Here is an 18,038-nt window from a genome sequence, read left to right on the forward strand (position 1 = left end):
CGACATAAGAACGGAGGGGTGAATCATGAAGCGGTTTCTCTCGATGGCGGTCCCGATGGCGGCCGTGCTGTCAGCAGCCCTGATACCGGTCGCGGCGACAGCCGCCAACCTGAGCGCGGCGCAGATCGTCGAGCGCAACGTCGCGGCGCGCGGCGGTTTGCAGGCGTGGCACGCGGTCAATACGATGACGATGACCGGACAGATCGACGTCGGCGGCACCAAGCCGGTCAAGCTGCCGTTCACCATGACCATGAAGCGCCCGCACAAGAACCGCTTCGAACTGCGCTTCGACAATCAGACGGCCTATCAGGTCTACGACGGCGCGCAAGGCTGGAAAGTGCGGCCGTTCCTCGGCCGCGACGGTGCCGAGCCTTATACGCCCGCGGAAGCAAAATCGGCCGCTGAAACCGCCGATCTCGACGGGCCGCTGATCGACTACGCCGGCAAGGGCAACCAGGTCGAAGTGCAGGGCATGGACACGGTGGAGGGACACCACGCCTACAAACTCAAGCTGACGATGAAAGATCGTACCCAGCGGCACGTATGGGTCGACGCCACGACGTTTCTCGAACTGAAAATGGAGGGCGATCCGCGCAAGCTCGACGGGCGCATGCATAACGTTGCCGTGTACTACCGCGATTACCACGCGGAGAACGGACTGGTGGTGCCGCATACGCTGGAGACGGTGGTCGCCGGCGTGAAGCAGACCCATCAGATGACAATTCAGCACGTGACGGTGAATCAGGCCGTCGACGATTCGCTGTTCGCCAAGCCGCAACTGGCGATGGCCAAGGTGCCGGCTCAATAGCCATTGGCGGTTGCGGCACAAGGGGGAGAAGGTCATGAAACGGATCGCACAGTGGGCGCTCGCGGCCAGCGTCGCGGCACTCGCGTTGGCGCAGGCGCCGGTGGCGACGGCGGACGCCCGCTTGGGCGCGGACGAGATCGTCGCTAAAAATGCCGAGGCGCGCGGCGGCGCGGATGCCTGGCGCAAGGTCATGTCGATGCTGTGGGTGGGGCATGTGGACAGCCCGAATGCGCCCGCGCCGAATCTGCCGTTCGTGCTCGCGCTGAAGCGGCCGGACCGGACCCGCTTCGAGATCACGGCGCTCAACCAGATGATCGTGCATGTGTTCGACGGCAGGGAAGGCTGGAAGGTCCGGCCGTCGGGAAGCGGCGGTCCGGACGTGCGGCCTTATACGAGCGACGAAGTGAAGTTCGCGCGCGACGAGCAGGTCATCGACGGTCCGTTGCTGGATCACGCCGCGAAGGGCATCAGCGTCGCGCTCGAAGGCACCGACAAGGTGGAAGGACGCGATGCGTATCGTCTGTCTCTGCGCTTGCCCTCGGGGGCGACACGGCACGTATGGGTCGATGCGCAAAACTTTCTGGACGTGAAGTACGACCGCGAAGCGCGAGGCCCATCGGGCCGGCCCGCGACGATCGAGGTGATGTATCGCGACTTCAAGGACGTGGACGGCGTGCGCATACCGTTCGTGATCGAAAGCGGCGCGGTGGGCATGGATAAGAAGGACCGGCTGGTGATCGACAAGGTGTCGCTCAATCCGCCGCTCGACAATTCCACCTTTGCCAAACCGATGTTGCAGGGGCGGCACGCTTCGGTCACGATCGGCGCCGACGCGCCGCCGCCGACCGGTGCGCCGGTCCGGCCGACGCCTTAGCCATGGCCGGCGTCCGGCATATCGCTCTCGCGCGCACGCTGGCGGCGCGCGCGTGGCTAGCGTGCCTGCTGGCTGCGGCGCTGCTCGCCGGTGCGCAGAAAGCGTTCAGCGCGCCCCCTCTCGACGCCGGTGAATCGATCTACCAGCACGGCATCGCGGGCTCGGGCGAGGCCGTCGAAGCGAGCCACGACGGCGGCGTGCACATGAGCGGCGCCGCCGCCGCATGTATGAATTGCCACCGGCGCAGCGGCCTCGGCACGCGCGAAGGCAACAGCACGATTCCGCCCATCAGCGGCCAGTATCTGTTTCACGCGCGCATCCAGAATCCGGAGGAGCTGGATATCCCGTATGTCGACGGCATGCGCGCCAATCGCGAGCCGTACACCGATGCGACAGTGGCGCGCGCGATTCGCGAAGGCCTCGACTCCGAGGGCAAGCCGCTCAGCTACCTGATGCCGCAGTTCGCACTGAACGACGCGGACATGGCGGCGCTGATCGGCTATCTGAAGCGCCTCGACCAGCGCCGTGCGCCGGGCGTGACGGATACGGTGCTGCACTTCGCGACCATCATCACGCCGGATGCCGACCCGGTGAAGCGGCGCGGCATGCTCGACGTTCTGGAGCACTACTTCACCGACAAGAACGCTTCGCCGCTCGGCGCAACGCCGCCGCTGCGCACCTCGCGCAAGATGATGTTCATGGTGAACCGCCGCTGGGAACTGCACGTGTGGGAACTGCACGGCGCACCGGAGACCTGGCACGAGCAGTTGAAACAGTATCTGGCGCAGCAGCCGGTATTCGCGGTGTTGTCGGGGCTCGGCGGCAAGAACTGGGCGCCGGTTCATGATTTCTGCGAGCAGCAGGCGGTGCCGTGCCTTTTCCCCAACGTCGACGTGCCGGTCGAAACGGACCACGATTTTTACTCGATGTATTTCTCGAAGGGCGTGTTGCTCGAGGCGGAGCTGATCGCGAAACGAATCCTCGCTGCGGATAACGGCGAGCGCAAGGGCACCGTGAAAACGGTGCGCCAGATCTATCGCGCGGGCGATAGCGGCGAGGCGGCGGCGCAAGCGCTGGCGAACGCGCTGAAGGGGCATGGCGTCAACGTGTCGAGCCGGGCGCTCGCACCGGGAGATCGCGTCGCCGAAGCGCTGCACAGTGCCCGCGGAACCGACGCGCTGGTGCTCTGGCTGCGTCCGCCGGACATCGCAGCCGTCGCCGGCAAGCCGCCGGCGTCGACGCAGGTTTTCGTGTCGGGACTGATGGGCGGTCTGGACCGTACGCCGCTGCCCGCGAACTGGCGCGGCGCCACGCGCATTGCTTATCCGGTCGATCTGCCGGAAGGGCGGCGTGTGCGGGTCGACTATGCGTTCGGCTGGTTCGCGATTCGCCGTATCCCGATCGTCGACGAGCGCGTGCAGGCGGACACCTATCTCGCGTGTGGCCTGCTAGCCGAGACGCTGAGTCATATGGTCGATGCATTCGTCAGAGACTACCTGGTAGAGCGAATCGACGACATGCTCGAACACCGGATACTGACCGGCTACTATCCGCGCCTGACGCTCGCGCCGGGTCAGCGCTATGCGTCGAAGGGCGGTTATATCGTCCGCTTTGCGGAGCCCGAGGGCATGCGGCTGGTGGCCGACAGCGCGTGGATCGTACCGTAACGGCCTCGCGATCGAGCGACTTGTGGCGGCTTTCCTGCGTGCTCGCGCCGTTGCGCTGTCAGCCGCTGGCGGTCAGGAGCCGCCGATAGCGCGCCAGCACGCGCGGCACGTATTGGCGCGTTTCGGGCATCGACGGAATGCGATAGCCGGCTCGGATCACTGCATTCTCTCCGGCGTTGTAAGCGGCCAGCGCGAGTTCCATGTCGTCTTTGAAGAGATCGAGCAGGAAGCGCAGATAGCGCGCGCCCGCCAGCACGTTGTCGCGCGGATTGAACATGTTGCCGTCGGAAAAGCGCCGCGCCGTGTCGGGCATCAATTGCATGAGGCCCTGTGCACCTTTGTCGGATACGGCGTTCGGGTTATAGCGCGACTCGACGTCGATCACCGCGCGCAGCAGTTCGGGCGACACGCGAAACGTGCGGCTCGCTTCTTCGATCACGTCCGCAAAACGCGCGATGTTTATCGTGGCGCTGAACGGCGCATGGGTGCGTTTCGCACCTCGCTCAGCCGGCGGATCGCCGGCCACGATCACCGTCAATCCCGTCTTGCCCGGCGCATTGGTCAGGACGATCGCGCCGTTGCTGTCTACCGCGCCGAAGATGTCCGCATGCGCGAGCCCAGCCGATGTCATGCCGAGCGCAAGCGCGGCCGCGCGCAGCCTATTCGTCGACAGGAAAGAAGGGGGCCAGCGCATGTTCGATATCCCTCCGCGCTGTCATTGTGAGTCGCGCAAAAGGACCGGAGCAATGGGGCACCCTCCTACTTTTCAAACCGTTTTATGGAGGGCTTTCACTCTGTGTGCATAAACGTTACGTCTGTAATACGTTGTTCTGGCCGCCGGGCTGGTCTGCTATTCGGTAGCCGCTTCAAAAGAGGAAAATAATTCCGACCTGATGCGTACCGGTAGTAAGTACTGTCTAGAAATCCCGATGCACGCGGGAAGCGTACCTGCTGCGTATTATTACCAATGCCGGATTCGCGGCGGAAATTATCATTTTTGAAACGTTTTTCGCTGGATTCGTAAATTCGAATTACCGTTTTGCCGCGCACGATGAATCTGGAGGCGGGCCTTGGCCTCATGGCGCGAACCTTGCACAGCAAGGCTGCGCGGGCGATCTGGCGGAATGGTCGCAGAATGATGTTAGGTTAAAGAAAGAAATATATAAAGCATTAGAAAGAAATATTTGAAAGAAAAAATCGGCCAGCCAATCGGCACCGATCGGTTGATTATTCAACCGGCCATGCCCGAACGAGGAGTGGGGATCGTGAATATCAAATATCGCGTGCTGGTTGTCGACGACCATGATCTGCTGCGCGCCGGATTGTGTTCGATGATCTCGGCACAAGGCGAATACGACGTAGTCGGGGAGGCGAGGGACGGCAAGGAAGCCTGTCAACTCGCCATGACGCTCAACCCTGATCTCATCCTGATGGATCTTTCGATGCGCGGCATGAACGGCATCGACGCGAGCGCCGCCATCAAGCGCCGCTCGCCGCTCGTGCGCATCGTGGCGCTGACTGTCCACCAGAACGAAGAGTACGTACGCGAAGCGCTTCGAGCAGGCGTCGACGGCTATGTGCTGAAAGACGTTTCGTTCGACGAATTGATCGTGGCGATGCGTGCGGTGATGCAGGGGAAGAAGCACTTGAGCGCCGACGTGTACGGCTACATGGTCGACTCGTTCATTACCGGCCGTGAGGCGGTGGCGCCGAAAAAGGCGTGGGACATTCTTACGGCGCGCGAGCGCAGCGTGCTGAAGCTGATTGCGGAAGGACGCACCAACCGGCAGGTCGGCACGTATCTGAACCTCAGCCCGAAGACGATCGAGAAATATCGCGCCAGCGTGATGCACAAGCTGGCTATCGAGAATTTGACGGAGCTCGTGCTGGTCGCGATCAGCATGGGTCTGTTGACGTCGCTCGCCACCAAATGCGCGGAGCGCAGTTCGGACGATACGCTGGTCCGCTTGCCGTCGGCGCGTCCCGACCCGCCGGCGGAAAGCGGCGATATCGTCGAGCTGCCGGTGTCTCGCGTGAGCGGATCGGCTACCGGATGAAGACGGGCGCAACGCGCAGGTGCAGCGCTCAGGTGTAACTCGCCGCGTCCGTCAAAGCGTCCAGCTCGCCGAGACGAGTGTCCCGCTGGTGCCGGAAGATTGAACCGAGAGCGCGCCGCCTTGCGACTCGACACGATGTTGCATGCCGGTCAGGCCGAGACCCGTCGAACCGATGTCTTCTGACGAGAGCGGACGCGTGTCGTAGCCGGTGCCGTTATCCTGAACCGTGAGCAGCAAACCCGTCTCGATCCTTCGCAGGGCGAGCCGGATCTCCGTGGCCGCCGCGTGCTTGACGATGTTGTTTAGCGCTTCCTGCGCGACCCGGAAGATGTCGGCTTTCAGATGCTCGGGCACATCGCGGTCGTCGACCTCGCAGTGGAAGCTCACCGCAAGGCCTTCCGCGCTGCGCTCGAAGCGCCGGCACAGTGTGCTCAAGGCGGCCGGCAAGCCCAGCCGCTCGAGTGCAAGCGGCCGCAGCTCGCCGCATATCTGCCGCATCTCGCCGATGGTTTCGCGGATCTGCAGCACGGTGGCGTCCAGCTTCTGCGCCGCGTCCTCGGCTTGCCCGCGGCGTAGACGCATACGGGCATCCTCAACCATCAGCTTGACCAGCGTGAGCGCCTGGCCCAGACCGTCATGCAGATCGGCGGCGAGGCGTTGGCGCTCGCGTTGCTGTCCGATCATCAGATACTTCAGCCGATTGCGGGCCGCCGCCTCGGATGGATGGGCGCCGTCTGCGAGCCGCGGTTCGGGCGAAAGGGGTTCTTCGAAGAGCGTCAATTGCGCGCCCTGATCCGCGCGTTGATCCTGGTCCGGAGTCCGATTCGCCGCGATCAGTTGCCGGTGCAGTACGAGCAAGGTTGGGCGGCCGTTGCGCGCGGCCAGCCTGGTGGTGAACGAATGAAACTCGCGAGCAGGATCTGCGGACAGGTGAGCGGCGAGCGACGCGCGATCGTGCTCGGGCGCCATGTCCAGCAGCCGGCGGCCGACCAGTTCGTTGCTCGCGTAGCCGAACAACGCCGCGGCACTGCGGTTCGCCGACAGGAAGATTCCATCGGAAGACAGGATGGCGAGCGCGGCGCCGCGCGCGTCGGTGACGCTGCCGCCTTGCGAGGGGTCGAGCCGGGCCGCGGTCCCCAGCTTGCGCATCGCCTCGACAAGGTCGCGCAACTTCAGCAGTCGTCCTTCGGGCTGACTTGCAGGCATGGGATCTCCCAGCGGACTGGCTTAAGGAAACCTTAAGTCTCGATTGGATTGTAGGCGGCCCCGGTGTATCTGCCAACGGGGCAACTACGGACGTCAAGCGGGGCACACCCCGCGCCGCGGGTGGCGGGTGTTTACTCTGGTAGGCATACCCTACCGCGCTTTGGGGGGCTTCATCCAATGACGTGCGAGGGCGCACTCATGAGACTGAAGAGACACGGCTGAGCGCGCCCACGCGCAGTGCGGCGCGCATCGTCCGTTCTTCTTTTCTGGAGACCGCGATGAAGATGAACTGCAGATGGATGATCGGCGCCCTCGTGCTGACCGGTGCGGGGTTGACCGGCCTCGGCACAGCGGCCGCAACTGCCGAAGACGTGGCCGATGGTGCCGCGACAGAGGCGCAACATCACGAGATGATGGCGGATATGCAAGCGCCGGCCACCGAAGGTGCAAACGTTGGCGCCGCGATGCACATGCATCACCACGACCTGACGCCGGGGACGAGACGAACGACCGCGGAGTACACGCTGCCCGAGGTAGCCTTGGTCCGCGACGACGGCAAGACCGTTTCTCTCACCGACGAATTGAACGACGGCCGCCCGGTGATCTTGACGTTCATCTACACGACCTGCACGACGATTTGCCCGATGGTCAGCCAGACCTTCGAAGAGCTGCAGGGCAAGCTCGGTGCCGACCGCGACAAGGTCCATCTGGTATCGATCTCGATCGACCCCGAAGAGGACACGCCGGCGCGCCTGAAAGCCTACGCGGCCCGTTTCGATGCCGGCCCCGAGTGGCAGCACTACACCGGCACGGTCGAGGCCAGCATCGCCGCGCAACGCGCCTTCAACGTCTATCGCGGCGACAAGATGAATCACACCGCGGTGGCGTTTTTCCGCGCCGCGCCCGGCAAGCCGTGGTTGCGTCTCGACGGTCTCGCGACGCCGGCTGAACTATTGAATGCCTACCACGAAGTCGTTGCCTCGAACTAGTCGCGCGGGTTCCGGCCGGGAGCGAACAAAGTGGAGAAAAAGTATCGCGTTCTGATTGCGGAAGACCAGCATCTTCTGCGCGGCGGCCTCTGCACGATGGTGTCCTCTCTGCCCGATTACATGATCGCCGGGGAGGCGACCGACGGCCTCGAGGCGTGCAGTCTCGCGGATACGCTAAGGCCCGATCTGATCTTGATGGATCTTTCGATGCCGTGCATGAGCGGCATCGAAGCCATCGCCGTGATCAAGCATCAGGCGCCGCCGATTCGCATCATCGCGCTGACGATTCACTGCAGCGACGAGCACGTGCGCGAAGCGCTCGCGGCGGGCGCCGACGGCTACGTGATCAAGGACGCGTCGTTCGAAGAACTCGTGGGCGAAATGCGCCTTGTGATGCAGGGCAAACGTAATCCCGCGTTCGACGGCCACCGCCACCGCCACCGCCCTGGATGGCCCGATCTGCTGCCGGGCGTTTCGCACCAGACGCAGATATGGAACACCCTGACCTTTCGCGAACGCACCGTGCTGCGGCTGGTCGCCCAGGGGCGCACCAACCGCCAGGTCGGCGAGTATCTGCAGCTCAGTCCGAAAACCATCGAAAAACATCGAGCCAGTCTGATGCGCAAGCTCGGTGTGACGAACGTCACGGGGCTCGTGCGGGTCGCGCTCGACATGGGCGTGCTCACGTTGCCGAACCAGACGGGCGAGCTCGCCCGCTTCCTGTGAACGACGCAGGAACTGGAGGGTCTTTACCCATCCCTTTGGACGGGTCTCCCTACTTCTTGCCGGTATCGACCTGAACAAGAATGCATAAAACGGCCTCGGTGATATCGGGGCGGTGAGTCGATAGAAGGGGAGCGACGTGAGCGATGATGGGTTCCCGATCAGGCCCGCTGTGCGCGCAAGCGCGAGATGCCGTGCGCGTGTTCGACACGCACTTCGACGCAACGGCGGTTTCACGCTGCTCGAACTGCTCGTGGTCATGGTGATCATCGGCCTGCTCGCGGGACTCGTCGCGCCGCGCTATTTCGAACAGATCGGCAAGTCGAACACCAAGATCGCACGCGCGCAGGTCGACTCGCTGAGCAAGGCCCTCGATCAATACCGGCTCGATATGGGCGCCTATCCGACGACCGAAGAAGGTCTGCAGGCACTCATGACCAAACCCCAGGACGCATCGCACTGGAGCGGCCCGTATCTGCAGAAAGCAGTGCCGCCGGATCCGTGGGATCGCCCGTACCAGTATCGCTCGCCCGGCGAGCATGGCGACTACGACCTGTTCTCGCTCGGCAAGGACAACCAGGTCGGCGGCACCGGTGAGAACACGGACGTCACGTCCTGGTAGTACGGCTGTCAGCAAGGAGAATCGACGTGAAGTACCTGCTGCGCGTCTTCGATACCAGCGGCTCAGTGCAGACGCTTCGCCTCGACTGCGATTCTTCTGCGACTGCAACGGCGCTCGCGCGTGCAAGAGGCTTGCGCGTGGTGTCGGTACGCGCGGATGCGCGAGGTCGGCGCCGGGCTGGCTGGTCGGCGATGCCTGGCGCCAGGTTCAACGTCGAGCTCTTTGCGCGCGAACTCGCCGCACTGCTCGATGCCGGCGTCGGGGTGGTCGACGCGTTGCGGACGCTCGGCGGCAACGAACGCCGTGAAGCGTCGGCGGTGGTGTATCGCGATCTGCTGCGGCAGCTCGAAGAAGGGCAGTCGCTGTCCGCGGCGCTCGAACACGCAAGCCACGTGTTTCCGCCGGTGCTCGTGGCGTGCGTGAAAGCCAGCGAGCAGACAGGCGGTCTCGCGAACAGCCTGACGCGCTACTCGCGCAACAGCGCCTTGCTTCACGAGTTGCGCGGCCGGGTGGTCTCGGCGGCGATCTACCCATCCGTACTGCTGCTCGTGGGTGCGGCCGTCGTGCTGTTCCTGCTGGGTTTCGTCGTGCCGCGCTTTGCCACGCTGCTTGAGCATAGCGGCCGCGAATTGCCGTTGCTCTCGCAACTGTTGATGGCGTGGGGCGGCATGGTGCATGCACACGGGACGGAACTCACCGCCGGCCTCGCCGTACTCGCGGTCACGATGATGATCGTGCTGCGCCGCCCTGCGGTGCGCAACTGGATCGCCGACCGCCTGCTCGCGCTGCCCGGCATCGGCCTGCACTTCCGCGTGTTTCGCCAGTCGCAGTTCTTTCGCACGACCGCCATGCTGGTCGACGGCGGCATTCCGGCCGTGCGGGCCTTCGATCTCGCCAGCGGGCTGGTCGGCCGGGCAGATCAAACGGCCGTCGCCGCCGCCCTGCTTCAGGTGCGCAACGGCGCCCGGATGTCCGATGCGTTCCAGCAAGCCGGCCTCGCCAGCGCCATTACCTACCGCCTGCTGACCGTCGCCGAGAAAACCGGCGGCCTCGGTCCCGTTCTCGACAGAATCGCTGCTTTCCAGGAGGCGCAGGTGTCGCGCACGATCGATCTGATTTCGCGGCTGATCGAGCCCGCGATGATGATTTTCATCGGCGTGGTGATTGGCGGGATCGTCGTGCTGATGTACATGCCGATCTTCGAAATCGCATCGAGCATTCAGTAGACCGGCCTTGGAGACAACGCATGGACACGATCAGCGCGGCACCGGAGACCCCCAGCGTCGCGTTGCGTGACGCGCTGCGCGCGCTTGGCGAGCGGCACGGCTCGGGCATTCGCGCGCTGGAAGAGTTGATGGCCGAGGCGTCGTTGGGCGCCGACGAGATGGTCGTGCAGCTCGCCGCGCAGTTCCGTATGAAATCGATCGGCATGCAGGAGCTCAACCAGCTCGAAGCGGATTTCGATGTGCTGCCGTTCGTCGAGGCCACCACCCGCTTGTGCGTGTGCTTTCGTCAGCCGGATCAAAACGGCGCGCTGCTGTTCGCGATCGCGGATCCACTCGACGCCCGCACGCGGGGTGTGGTGGAGCACAGGATGCGCTCGCGGCCCACCGTGCCGTACAGCTGGGCGCTGGCGAGCGTCGGCGATCTCACCGCGTGGCTCGCGGTGCGCGAGAAAGACGTGCGCGCGATGGATTCGCTCGCCTTCGACGATCAGGTGCAGCACACAGCCGACCCGTCCTCGCTCGCCCTGACCTTGCAAGGCATCAGCAGCGACGACAGCGCCGTGGTGCGGCTGCTCAACTCCACGATCTACGACGCGTTGAAGATGATGGCGAGCGACATTCACCTCGAATGCCGCGCCAATGGACTGATGATCAAGTGCCGGGTGGATGGCGTGCTGACCGTGGTCGGCAGGGCCGAAGGCCGCGATGTCGCGGACCAGGTGCTGTCGCGCGTGAAGGTCATTTCCGAACTCGACATCGCGGAGCGGCGCGTGCCGCAGGATGGCCGCTTCAAGGCGGTATATGCGGGCCGCGAGATCGACTTTCGCGTGTCGATCATGCCGAACCAGTTCGGCGAAGACGCGGTGCTGCGGATTCTCGACCGCTATCAACTCTCGCAAGCCTCGGGCGGCCTGACGCTGGAGGCGCTAGGGTTTCAGCACGACGATACGCGTTTCATGCGCTCGGTGGCCTCCATGCCCTATGGGATGCTGCTGGTGACGGGGCCGACGGGCAGCGGTAAAACAACGACGTTGTACGCCATTCTCACCGAGATCAACGACGGCCTCGAAAAGATCGTCACGATCGAGGACCCGGTTGAATATCAACTGGGCGACATCCTGCAGATTCCTGTCAACGAAGCGAAGGGACTCACGTTCGCACGCGGGCTGCGCTCGATTCTGCGGCACGACCCCGACAAGATCATGGTGGGTGAAATCCGCGATCCGGAAACCGCGCAGATCGCCGTGCAGGCCGCGTTGACAGGCCACCAGGTGTTCACGACGGTGCACGCGAACAACGTGTTCGACGTGATCGGCCGCTTCACGAATATGGACGTCGATCCGTATAGCTTCGTGTCCGCGTTGAACGGGGTGATCGCACAGCGTCTCTTGCGTCAGTGCTGCACAGACTGCGTGATGGACGACACGGTCGATGCGGACGCACTGGTCCGTTCGGGCATCGACCCCGACACGGCGGGCAGCTACCGTTTTCGTCGCGGTGCGGGCTGCGCGGCATGCCGCGGCAGCGGCTATCGCGGGCGGCGTGCGATCGCCGAAGCGCTGCGCATGAACGACGAGTTGCGGCAGCTTTTATCGGAACGCGCACCGCTCGGGCACATCAAGGCGGCCGCGCTGCGGTACGGCATGCAAACGCTGCGCACGGCCGCGGTCTCGCTCGTGATGCGGGGCGAAACAACTCTCGAGGAGATCAACCGTGTCACCATGGTTGAATAGTCCGCTCGCCATCGGCGCCGGTACACGCGAACTGGTTGTGGGCGCAACGACGCCGCGCTGGATGCGTCTGCGCGGCAAACCTCCGGCGCCTGTCGAACCCGCGAGCATTGCCATTCCCGACGAACAATGCTTCACCGAAAGAGGCGTACTCGACGCGTTGAACATCGCGTTAGCCGTGGATCCTGAGCGGATCGGGCAGAAGCTTGGGGTCAAGCGCAGCGCTCGCATCGTGCTGGACGATTTCTGGGCGAGCCACGCGGTGTTGCGCGGCGACTTTCGTACGCTGCGCGCGCGGGAAATCGACGACGTCGTGCTCGCTCATTTCGCCGATCTTCATGGGATCGAGGCCGCATCGGTGCTGGTGCGTTTCTCGGTGCAGTGTCACGGCCGTGCCGTTTTTGCCAGCGCGATGTCGCGCACGCTGCATGATGGCATCCACGATGCGGGCACGGCCGCGGGCGTCGACATTCGCAGTCTCAAGTTGTGCCTTCCGGAAATGCTGAACCGTGTCCAGGACACGGTCGCCGGTCCGGGTGCGGTGATGCTGTTATTCGTTGTGGACACGTTGATGCAGGCGGTACTGCTGGAAGAGAACCGCTGGGTCGCGTATGACTCGCAGCGCCTCTTTCCTGGCGACGCAAACGACGCCGAACGAATCGCTGCAAGGGCCGAGCAGGCGTTCGAACGCCTCGCCGGCCGGACGACCGGTACGCGCGAAGACTGCCGGATCTACCTGTACGGTGTGGACTTCGACCTCGCGCCGTTCGAAGGGCGCTTCTCTTCGACGCAGCTCGCACAGCCGGCAATGGATATGCCGGTCGCGCATCGTTTGATGGAGGCCGCGCGATGATGCCCCGCCTTCAGATCGATTTCGGCCGTCGCCGCCGATACGGCGCGCCCGCGGGCATGGCGCTGCTGTGTGTCGCGAGCCTGTTGCTGTTGGTGAGCGCCGAGCGGCTCTGGCATGCCTACGATGAAAACGACCGCGTGCAATCCGAACAGGAAATGCAACGGCACCGGTTGTTTGCAAAATCACATCCGGCCACGGTGCAGCAGACACCGGCAGCGAGGATAGCGGAGAGCCAGAGTCTCGCGGTGTTGCGCGAGCTGACCGTGCCGTGGCAAGACCTGCTGTCGATTGTCGAGGACTACCCGGATCACGACGTCGCGCTTATCGGCATCGATCAGAGTCCCGCGCAAAGCCAGATCCGCATCACCGCGGAAGCGAAAAACTTCGACGCGATGATCGCGTACCTGCGCTATCTGCAGGCGAGCGTGCTGCTGCGCGAAGCCGTGCTCAACGATCACATCATCGAAACCAACGTCCCCGGCACGCCCGTGCGCTTCCAGATCACCGCTGTCTGGAGAAAGTCATGAACCGCGATCAGTTGCAGGACAGGTTGCTCACCTGGCGTTTCGAACTGCAGCGCAACCTGGGGCTGCCTGGACTTCTCGGCGCATTGCTATTGGGCGCGGCGGTGGTAATCGGTGCGGCGATTCCGCGCATGGAGGCGCCTGCGGACTCGCGCGAACTGCGTGATGCAGCCCCGCTGTCAAGGAGCGCCAAGGGGCATCGTGCGACCATCGAACGGTCGGTTGCCGTCGAGACGGTCTCGCTCAAGACGTTGCCCGAGCTGTTTCCTGGCTTCGCGCAGAGTGCCGACGACATCGCGACGATCCTCGCCCAGGCCCGCGACAGCAATCTGACGCTCGGCTCGGCCGAGTATCTCGTGACGAACGATTCCAGCGCGCATTTCGTGCGCTATCAGATGCTGCTGCCCGTCAAGGATCAATACGGCGCAATCCGGCGTTTTCTGGCGTCGGTGCTCAATAGCGTACCGAATGCGGCGTTGCGCGAGATCCATGTCGAGCGTCCCGCCGTGGATGGCAACGTGCTCGAAGCGCGCGTACGTTTCGAACTCATCTACCGGGCAGCGCGGCCATGAAGATCGATCTCGTTCGCCGCGCTTTGCTTGGGGTCTGCGCGATCGCGGCTGTGGGGCTGGGTGTGCGTGAATTGAAACCCGTGTTGCGGACGCCGGCGGTTGTGGCTGCGATTCACGGAGCGCATCGCGGCGGCGCCTGGCTGCGGACGGTCGCTTTGCATCGCGAGGGCGTGTTGCCTGCAGTTGGCTCTGTGCCGGCTTCCGCGCCGCATGTTGCGGGTGCGGTGAACGTAGCGAGTCAGGTGAGCGGAGCCGGTGCGGCGAACGCGGCGAGTGCGGTAAATGCGGCGAGTGCGGTAAATGCGGCGAGTGCGGCGAACGCGGTGAATGCGGCGAGCGCGGTGAACGCGGTGAACGCGGTGAACGCGGTGAATGCGGCGAGCGCGGTGAACGCGGTGAACGCGGTGAACGCGGTGAACGCGGTGAATGCGGTGAACGCGGCGAGCGCGGTGAACGCAGCGAGTGTGGTGAACGCGGCCAGCGCAGTGAGCGTAGCGACCGCTGCAAACTCACTGCTTCCAGGTAAATCAGCGAAACCGGCCAAGCCGGCACCGACACCGCGCGACAAGCTAATAGCGCTGCGGGCACCCCTATCGCTGGAATCCACGAACAACCCGTTCGTCGCATCGTCATGGCTGCCGCCGCCACCGCCGCCCGTGGAAGCGCCGCCCGCAGCGCCGGCGCCCGTGGCGCCGCCCACCGCGCCGCCGCTTCCCTTTGTCTATCTCGGCCAACTCGATGCAAAAGCGGCGAAACCGCAGGTGTTCCTCAGCAGCGGCGACCGCTTGTTGATCGTGGCGCCAGGTGAGGTTGTCGATGGACAGTATCGCATCGAGTCGATTTCGGACAGCGACGTCGTGCTGACCTATCTGCCTCTGAACGAGAAGCAGGTGCTATCCACGCAAGCGAAGGAAAATAAATGAAAGCCGCATGCAACCGGGGTGGCAGCCGCAACGGAGACGGCGGCTCGTCGACACACCTGTCGTCAGGGAGAATCTCTGGCGGCCATCGTCCCCCTCTCAATTGGACTGCGGGCAGGCTCTCGCTGCTGGGCATCGCGAGCGTGCTCGCATTCAGCGGATGCATGCTTAATCCGCCGACCCGCCAGGACGACCCGACCAACGCCGAATTGCAAATCAACTATCTGCGCGATCGCAATCAACGCGTCGACGCCCTGCTCGATGAAGCGGACCAGTTGCGCCAGAGTTATCAATTCGACGCCGCAGTCCAGAAACTCTACGCCGTGAGCCAGATCGATCCGACCAGTGAACGCGGACGCAAGGTCGGCGCCGCGATCGATCGGGACCGCCGCGATCTGACCACGCTGCAGGAGGCCGACCGGATGATGCAGCGCGGTTCATACGCACTGGCGTCGGAACGCATTCACCGTGTGCTGACGCAGAATCCGACCAATGCGATGGCGCGGGAAATGGCGAAGGAAATCGACGAGAAACGCCAGCAGCAACGCGCGGCGAAAGAAGAGAACATCGCCACTTCGTCGATCATGCGCAGGCCGGTGACGCTGCAGTTCCGCGATGCGAACGTGCGGATGGTATTTGAAGCCTTGTCGCGCACGTCAGGCCTGAACGTGATCTTCGACAAAGATGTGCGCGCCGATCTGAAGACGACGATCTTCGTGACCAATGCGTCGTTGCAGGACACGGTGGACATGATCCTGATGCAGAACCAGCTCGACAAGAAGCAGCTCAACGCGAATACCCTTTTCATCTACCCGGCAACCGCCGCGAAACAGCTCGAATATCAGGAGCTGAAAGTGCGCACGTTCCAGCTGTCGAACCTTGAGGCCAAACAGGTCCAGGCGCTGTTGAAGAGCCTGCTGAAAATCAAGGAAGTGGTCGTCGACGAGCGCATGAATACCGTGACGATCCGCGGCACGCCGGATACCATCCGCGTTGCCGAGGAGATGATCGCGGCGCAGGATCTGCCGGAGCCGGAGGTGATGCTGGAAGTGCAGGTTCTGGAAGTGTCGCACGACCGGATGACCGATCTCGGTATCCAATGGCCGAATTCATTCACGGTGGCGACGCCGTCTACGGCGGACACGTGGGGCGCGTTGCATCACCTGCCGCTCAACGCATTGAACGTGAGCGGCCTGTCGGCCACGGCGAACTTCAAACTGAGCGATGTCGATGCCAACCTGCTGGCGAGCCCGCGCATTCGCACGCGCAACAAGGAAAAGGCGCGGATACTCATCGGCGACAAGGTGCCGGTGATTTCGAGTTCGAGCACACCGAGCACGAGCGGGCCGTCATACGCCCAGATGATTCAGTACCTCGATGTCGGCATCAAGCTCGAAGTGGAACCGCAGGTCTATCGTGACGGCGACGTGGGCATCAAGCTCAACCTCGAAGTCAGCAACATCACCAAGACGATTTCCAGCAGCAACTCGCAAACCGGTCTCACGTCGCTCGCCTATCAGATCGGCACGCGCAGCGCGTCGACGAGTCTGCGGTTGCGCGATGGCGAGAGCCAGATTCTCGGCGGCCTGATATCGGATGAGGACCGCACAACGGCCGACAAGGTGCCGGGCCTCGGCCAGTTGCCCGTGCTCGGGCGCCTGTTCTCGGATCACAACGGGGATCACGTGAAGACGGAGATCGTGCTGCAGATCACGCCGCACATCGTACGTCCGCAACTTGCTGCCGATGCCGATACGCAGGAGTTGTGGTCGGGCACGGACGTCAACGTGCACGCCGATCAGTTGCGGCTCGATCCGGTGGGCGCCGAGGTGGCTCAGATGCCGCTTCCGGCGGTGCAGGCGCCGGGCAATGTCGGCGGCGGCATGGTTGCAGGCGCCCGCGATTCCCGCGCCGCTGCGGCAACGTCCGGCACAGTGCCGTCCACCAGTTCCTTCGGGCAACTGCCGCCGCCGCCGCGCACGACGCCGCCGCCCGCGCCATACGGCGGCCGGTTCTCCACGCTGCCGAGCGTGCCCGCGGCGCCGCCGGGACCCGTGCCGGTGCCCGGAGCGGATCAGAGCGGGACCGAGGCCGCACCGGCGGCTGAAGCGAACGCGGCGCCGTCGGGGGCTCAGGCTCAAACGGCGGCTCCCACGCAGGCACCTGCTCAGGCACCCGCTCAGGCACCGGCGCCGCCGCCCGCGTTTCCACCGTCGAACGTCGTGATGCCGCCTGGCGATATGCCGAGCGACAACCCGCTTCGTCCGATTCAGAACGGGTACTGAGCCATGGATGGCCGGCTCGGCGCAAGGTGTTCGCGTGGTCAGCCTCGCGCCGGCCAGCGCGGTTTCACGTTGATCGAACTGGTCATCACGCTGGCGCTGGTGGGCATTCTGGCGCTCGCGATCATGCCCTTCTCGGAACTGATGGTGCAGCGTCAGAAGGAACAGCAATTGAGCGCGGCACTGCGTGAGATTCGCACCGCGCTGGACGCCTACAAGGAAGCGAGCGATACCGGTCTGATCGAGCGGGAGGCGGATGCATCGGGCTATCCGCCCTCGTTGAACGTGATGGTGACCGGCGTGAAGAACGCGAAAGATCCGAAAGGCAGTCTGCTGATGTTTCTTCGCCGCGTGCCCCGCGATCCATTTTTTACGGGCGATCCGGATATCGCGCCTGAGGATACATGGAGCGTGCGCGCGTTCGGCGAGCCGCCGAATCCGGGCGAGGGTGGCGGCGCGGACGCCGCGCCGGCCGACAACGCCCGGGCCGGCAAAGACGTCTTCGATGTGTCGTCGAAAACGGATCGCGTCGGCATCAACGGCATTCCGTACAAACAGTGGTGAGCCGCATCATGACATCCGTTCCCGCACGCAAAGCTAACGGCTTCACATTGATCGAACTGGTGGTCGTGATGGCGATCATCGGATTGCTGCTGACGGTCGCCTTGCCGCGCTACATGCACAGCATAGAACGCGGCAAGGAGCAGGTGCGTCAGCAGAACGTCGCGGTGATGCGCGACGCAATCGACAAGTACTACGGCGACAACGGTCAGTACCCCGATACGCTCGACGAACTGGTGACGAAGCACTATCTGCGCGCGATTCCGGTCGATCCCGTCAACGGTGACGATAAATGGGCCGTGGTGGCGTCACCGGACGAAAGCAGGACGGGTGTGTACGACATCACGCCGGCGAGCAGCCCACAGGGGATGCCGAAAGATCAGGCGGGAGCGGGGCAATGAGCGACGTGCGTCGGCCAGTGCAT

At 64.0% G+C, this 18,038-nt stretch carries 18 protein-coding genes; 16 read left to right on the forward strand and 2 right to left on the reverse strand.

What is annotated here, in order from left to right:
• The first annotated feature begins 25 nt into the window (after nucleotides 1-25).
• The 3 genes from ACAX43_RS03080 to ACAX43_RS03090 are packed head-to-tail and all read left to right on the forward strand — an operon-like array spanning nucleotide 26 to nucleotide 3,349.
• Nucleotides 26-808: an outer membrane lipoprotein-sorting protein gene (locus ACAX43_RS03080; protein ID WP_370706933.1), complete on the forward strand. Its 783-nt coding sequence runs from the start codon at nucleotides 26-28 to the stop codon at nucleotides 806-808.
• Nucleotides 809-842: 34 nt separating this feature from the next.
• Nucleotides 843-1,682 (forward strand): hypothetical protein, encoded by an 840-nt coding sequence (locus ACAX43_RS03085; RefSeq protein ID WP_370706934.1) that lies wholly within the window; start codon nucleotides 843-845, stop codon nucleotides 1,680-1,682.
• Between the two features lie 2 nt (nucleotides 1,683-1,684).
• Entirely contained in the window at nucleotides 1,685-3,349 is a 1,665-nt protein-coding gene (locus tag ACAX43_RS03090; RefSeq protein WP_370706935.1) for a cytochrome c, read from the forward strand.
• 58 nt (nucleotides 3,350-3,407) lie between these two features.
• On the opposite strand, the gene ACAX43_RS03095 is transcribed toward ACAX43_RS03090, so the two are convergent.
• The gene (locus tag ACAX43_RS03095) at nucleotides 3,408-4,043 is read right to left on the reverse strand and encodes a lytic transglycosylase domain-containing protein (protein WP_370706936.1); all 636 of its coding nucleotides are present in this window, start codon (nucleotides 4,041-4,043) and stop codon (nucleotides 3,408-3,410) included.
• 571 nt (nucleotides 4,044-4,614) lie between these two features.
• Between ACAX43_RS03095 and ACAX43_RS03100 the strand changes: the two genes are divergently transcribed.
• On the forward strand, nucleotides 4,615-5,406 hold the full coding sequence (locus ACAX43_RS03100; protein WP_370706937.1) for a response regulator: 792 nt from the start codon (nucleotides 4,615-4,617) through the stop codon (nucleotides 5,404-5,406).
• A 51-nt stretch (nucleotides 5,407-5,457) separates the two neighbouring features.
• Here the strand turns inward: ACAX43_RS03100 and ACAX43_RS03105 are convergent, their stop codons facing one another.
• Complete coding sequence (locus ACAX43_RS03105; protein WP_370706938.1) at nucleotides 5,458-6,612, reverse strand: PAS domain-containing sensor histidine kinase; 1,155 nt, start codon at nucleotides 6,610-6,612, stop codon at nucleotides 5,458-5,460.
• Between the two features lie 413 nt (nucleotides 6,613-7,025).
• Between ACAX43_RS03105 and ACAX43_RS03110 the strand changes: the two genes are divergently transcribed.
• The 12 genes from ACAX43_RS03110 to ACAX43_RS03165 all read left to right on the forward strand — a co-directional run bounded on the left by ACAX43_RS03110 (nucleotide 7,026) and on the right by ACAX43_RS03165 (nucleotide 18,015).
• Nucleotides 7,026-7,601, forward strand: a complete 576-nt coding sequence (locus tag ACAX43_RS03110) for an SCO family protein (protein WP_370707095.1) — start codon at nucleotides 7,026-7,028, stop codon at nucleotides 7,599-7,601.
• Nucleotides 7,602-7,631: 30 nt separating this feature from the next.
• Nucleotides 7,632-8,327 carry a response regulator gene (locus tag ACAX43_RS03115; protein WP_370706939.1) on the forward strand — a complete coding sequence of 232 codons (696 nt, stop codon included), beginning with the start codon at nucleotides 7,632-7,634 and terminating at the stop codon, nucleotides 8,325-8,327.
• Nucleotides 8,328-8,496: 169 nt separating this feature from the next.
• Complete coding sequence (gene gspG, locus ACAX43_RS03120; protein WP_370707096.1) at nucleotides 8,497-8,946, forward strand: type II secretion system major pseudopilin GspG; 450 nt, start codon at nucleotides 8,497-8,499, stop codon at nucleotides 8,944-8,946.
• Nucleotides 8,947-8,972: 26 nt separating this feature from the next.
• On the forward strand, nucleotides 8,973-10,172 hold the full coding sequence (locus ACAX43_RS03125) for a type II secretion system F family protein (RefSeq protein ID WP_370706940.1): 1,200 nt from the start codon (nucleotides 8,973-8,975) through the stop codon (nucleotides 10,170-10,172).
• Between the two features lie 20 nt (nucleotides 10,173-10,192).
• Nucleotides 10,193-11,905, forward strand: coding sequence for a GspE/PulE family protein (locus ACAX43_RS03130; protein ID WP_370706941.1), 1,713 nt, complete (start codon nucleotides 10,193-10,195; stop codon nucleotides 11,903-11,905).
• Nucleotides 11,886-12,755 (forward strand): hypothetical protein, encoded by an 870-nt coding sequence (locus tag ACAX43_RS03135; protein WP_370706942.1) that lies wholly within the window; start codon nucleotides 11,886-11,888, stop codon nucleotides 12,753-12,755. The genes ACAX43_RS03130 and ACAX43_RS03135 overlap by 20 nt, the downstream gene beginning before the upstream one ends.
• Nucleotides 12,752-13,282 carry a PilN domain-containing protein gene (locus ACAX43_RS03140; RefSeq protein WP_370706943.1) on the forward strand — a complete coding sequence of 177 codons (531 nt, stop codon included), beginning with the start codon at nucleotides 12,752-12,754 and terminating at the stop codon, nucleotides 13,280-13,282. The genes ACAX43_RS03135 and ACAX43_RS03140 overlap by 4 nt, the downstream gene beginning before the upstream one ends.
• Complete coding sequence (locus ACAX43_RS03145) at nucleotides 13,279-13,851, forward strand: hypothetical protein (RefSeq protein WP_370706944.1); 573 nt, start codon at nucleotides 13,279-13,281, stop codon at nucleotides 13,849-13,851. The genes ACAX43_RS03140 and ACAX43_RS03145 overlap by 4 nt, the downstream gene beginning before the upstream one ends.
• Entirely contained in the window at nucleotides 13,848-14,774 is a 927-nt protein-coding gene (locus ACAX43_RS03150; RefSeq protein ID WP_370706945.1) for a hypothetical protein, read from the forward strand. Before ACAX43_RS03145 ends, ACAX43_RS03150 begins: the two co-directional genes overlap by 4 nt.
• Entirely contained in the window at nucleotides 14,771-17,056 is a 2,286-nt protein-coding gene (locus ACAX43_RS03155) for a secretin N-terminal domain-containing protein (protein ID WP_370706946.1), read from the forward strand. The genes ACAX43_RS03150 and ACAX43_RS03155 overlap by 4 nt, the downstream gene beginning before the upstream one ends.
• A gap of 3 nt (nucleotides 17,057-17,059) precedes the next feature.
• Entirely contained in the window at nucleotides 17,060-17,617 is a 558-nt protein-coding gene (locus ACAX43_RS03160; RefSeq protein WP_370706947.1) for a type II secretion system protein, read from the forward strand.
• Between the two features lie 8 nt (nucleotides 17,618-17,625).
• Nucleotides 17,626-18,015: a type IV pilin protein gene (locus tag ACAX43_RS03165; protein WP_370706948.1), complete on the forward strand. Its 390-nt coding sequence runs from the start codon at nucleotides 17,626-17,628 to the stop codon at nucleotides 18,013-18,015.
• The last annotated feature ends 23 nt before the right edge of the window (nucleotides 18,016-18,038 follow it).

The sequence above is a fragment of the Paraburkholderia sp. IW21 genome (genome assembly GCF_041321145.1).
Lineage (GTDB): Bacteria > Pseudomonadota > Gammaproteobacteria > Burkholderiales > Burkholderiaceae > Paraburkholderia.

Bases quoted from the DNA above. Each gene is read 5' to 3' on its own strand.
- ACAX43_RS03080 (WP_370706933.1), top strand. From the start codon at position 26: ATGAAGCGGTTTCTCTCGATGGCGGTCCCGATGGCGGCCGTGCTGTCA.
- ACAX43_RS03085 (WP_370706934.1), top strand. From the start codon at position 843: ATGAAACGGATCGCACAGTGGGCGCTCGCGGCCAGCGTCGCGGCACTC.
- ACAX43_RS03090 (WP_370706935.1), top strand. From the start codon at position 1,685: ATGGCCGGCGTCCGGCATATCGCTCTCGCGCGCACGCTGGCGGCGCGC.
- ACAX43_RS03095 (WP_370706936.1), bottom strand. From the start codon at position 4,043: ATGCGCTGGCCCCCTTCTTTCCTGTCGACGAATAGGCTGCGCGCGGCC.
- ACAX43_RS03105 (WP_370706938.1), bottom strand. From the start codon at position 6,612: ATGCCTGCAAGTCAGCCCGAAGGACGACTGCTGAAGTTGCGCGACCTT.
- ACAX43_RS03110 (WP_370707095.1), top strand. From the start codon at position 7,026: ATGGCGGATATGCAAGCGCCGGCCACCGAAGGTGCAAACGTTGGCGCC.
- ACAX43_RS03130 (WP_370706941.1), top strand. From the start codon at position 10,193: ATGGACACGATCAGCGCGGCACCGGAGACCCCCAGCGTCGCGTTGCGT.
- ACAX43_RS03140 (WP_370706943.1), top strand. From the start codon at position 12,752: ATGATGCCCCGCCTTCAGATCGATTTCGGCCGTCGCCGCCGATACGGC.
- ACAX43_RS03145 (WP_370706944.1), top strand. From the start codon at position 13,279: ATGAACCGCGATCAGTTGCAGGACAGGTTGCTCACCTGGCGTTTCGAA.
- ACAX43_RS03150 (WP_370706945.1), top strand. From the start codon at position 13,848: ATGAAGATCGATCTCGTTCGCCGCGCTTTGCTTGGGGTCTGCGCGATC.
- ACAX43_RS03155 (WP_370706946.1), top strand. From the start codon at position 14,771: ATGAAAGCCGCATGCAACCGGGGTGGCAGCCGCAACGGAGACGGCGGC.
- ACAX43_RS03160 (WP_370706947.1), top strand. From the start codon at position 17,060: ATGGATGGCCGGCTCGGCGCAAGGTGTTCGCGTGGTCAGCCTCGCGCC.
- ACAX43_RS03165 (WP_370706948.1), top strand. From the start codon at position 17,626: ATGACATCCGTTCCCGCACGCAAAGCTAACGGCTTCACATTGATCGAA.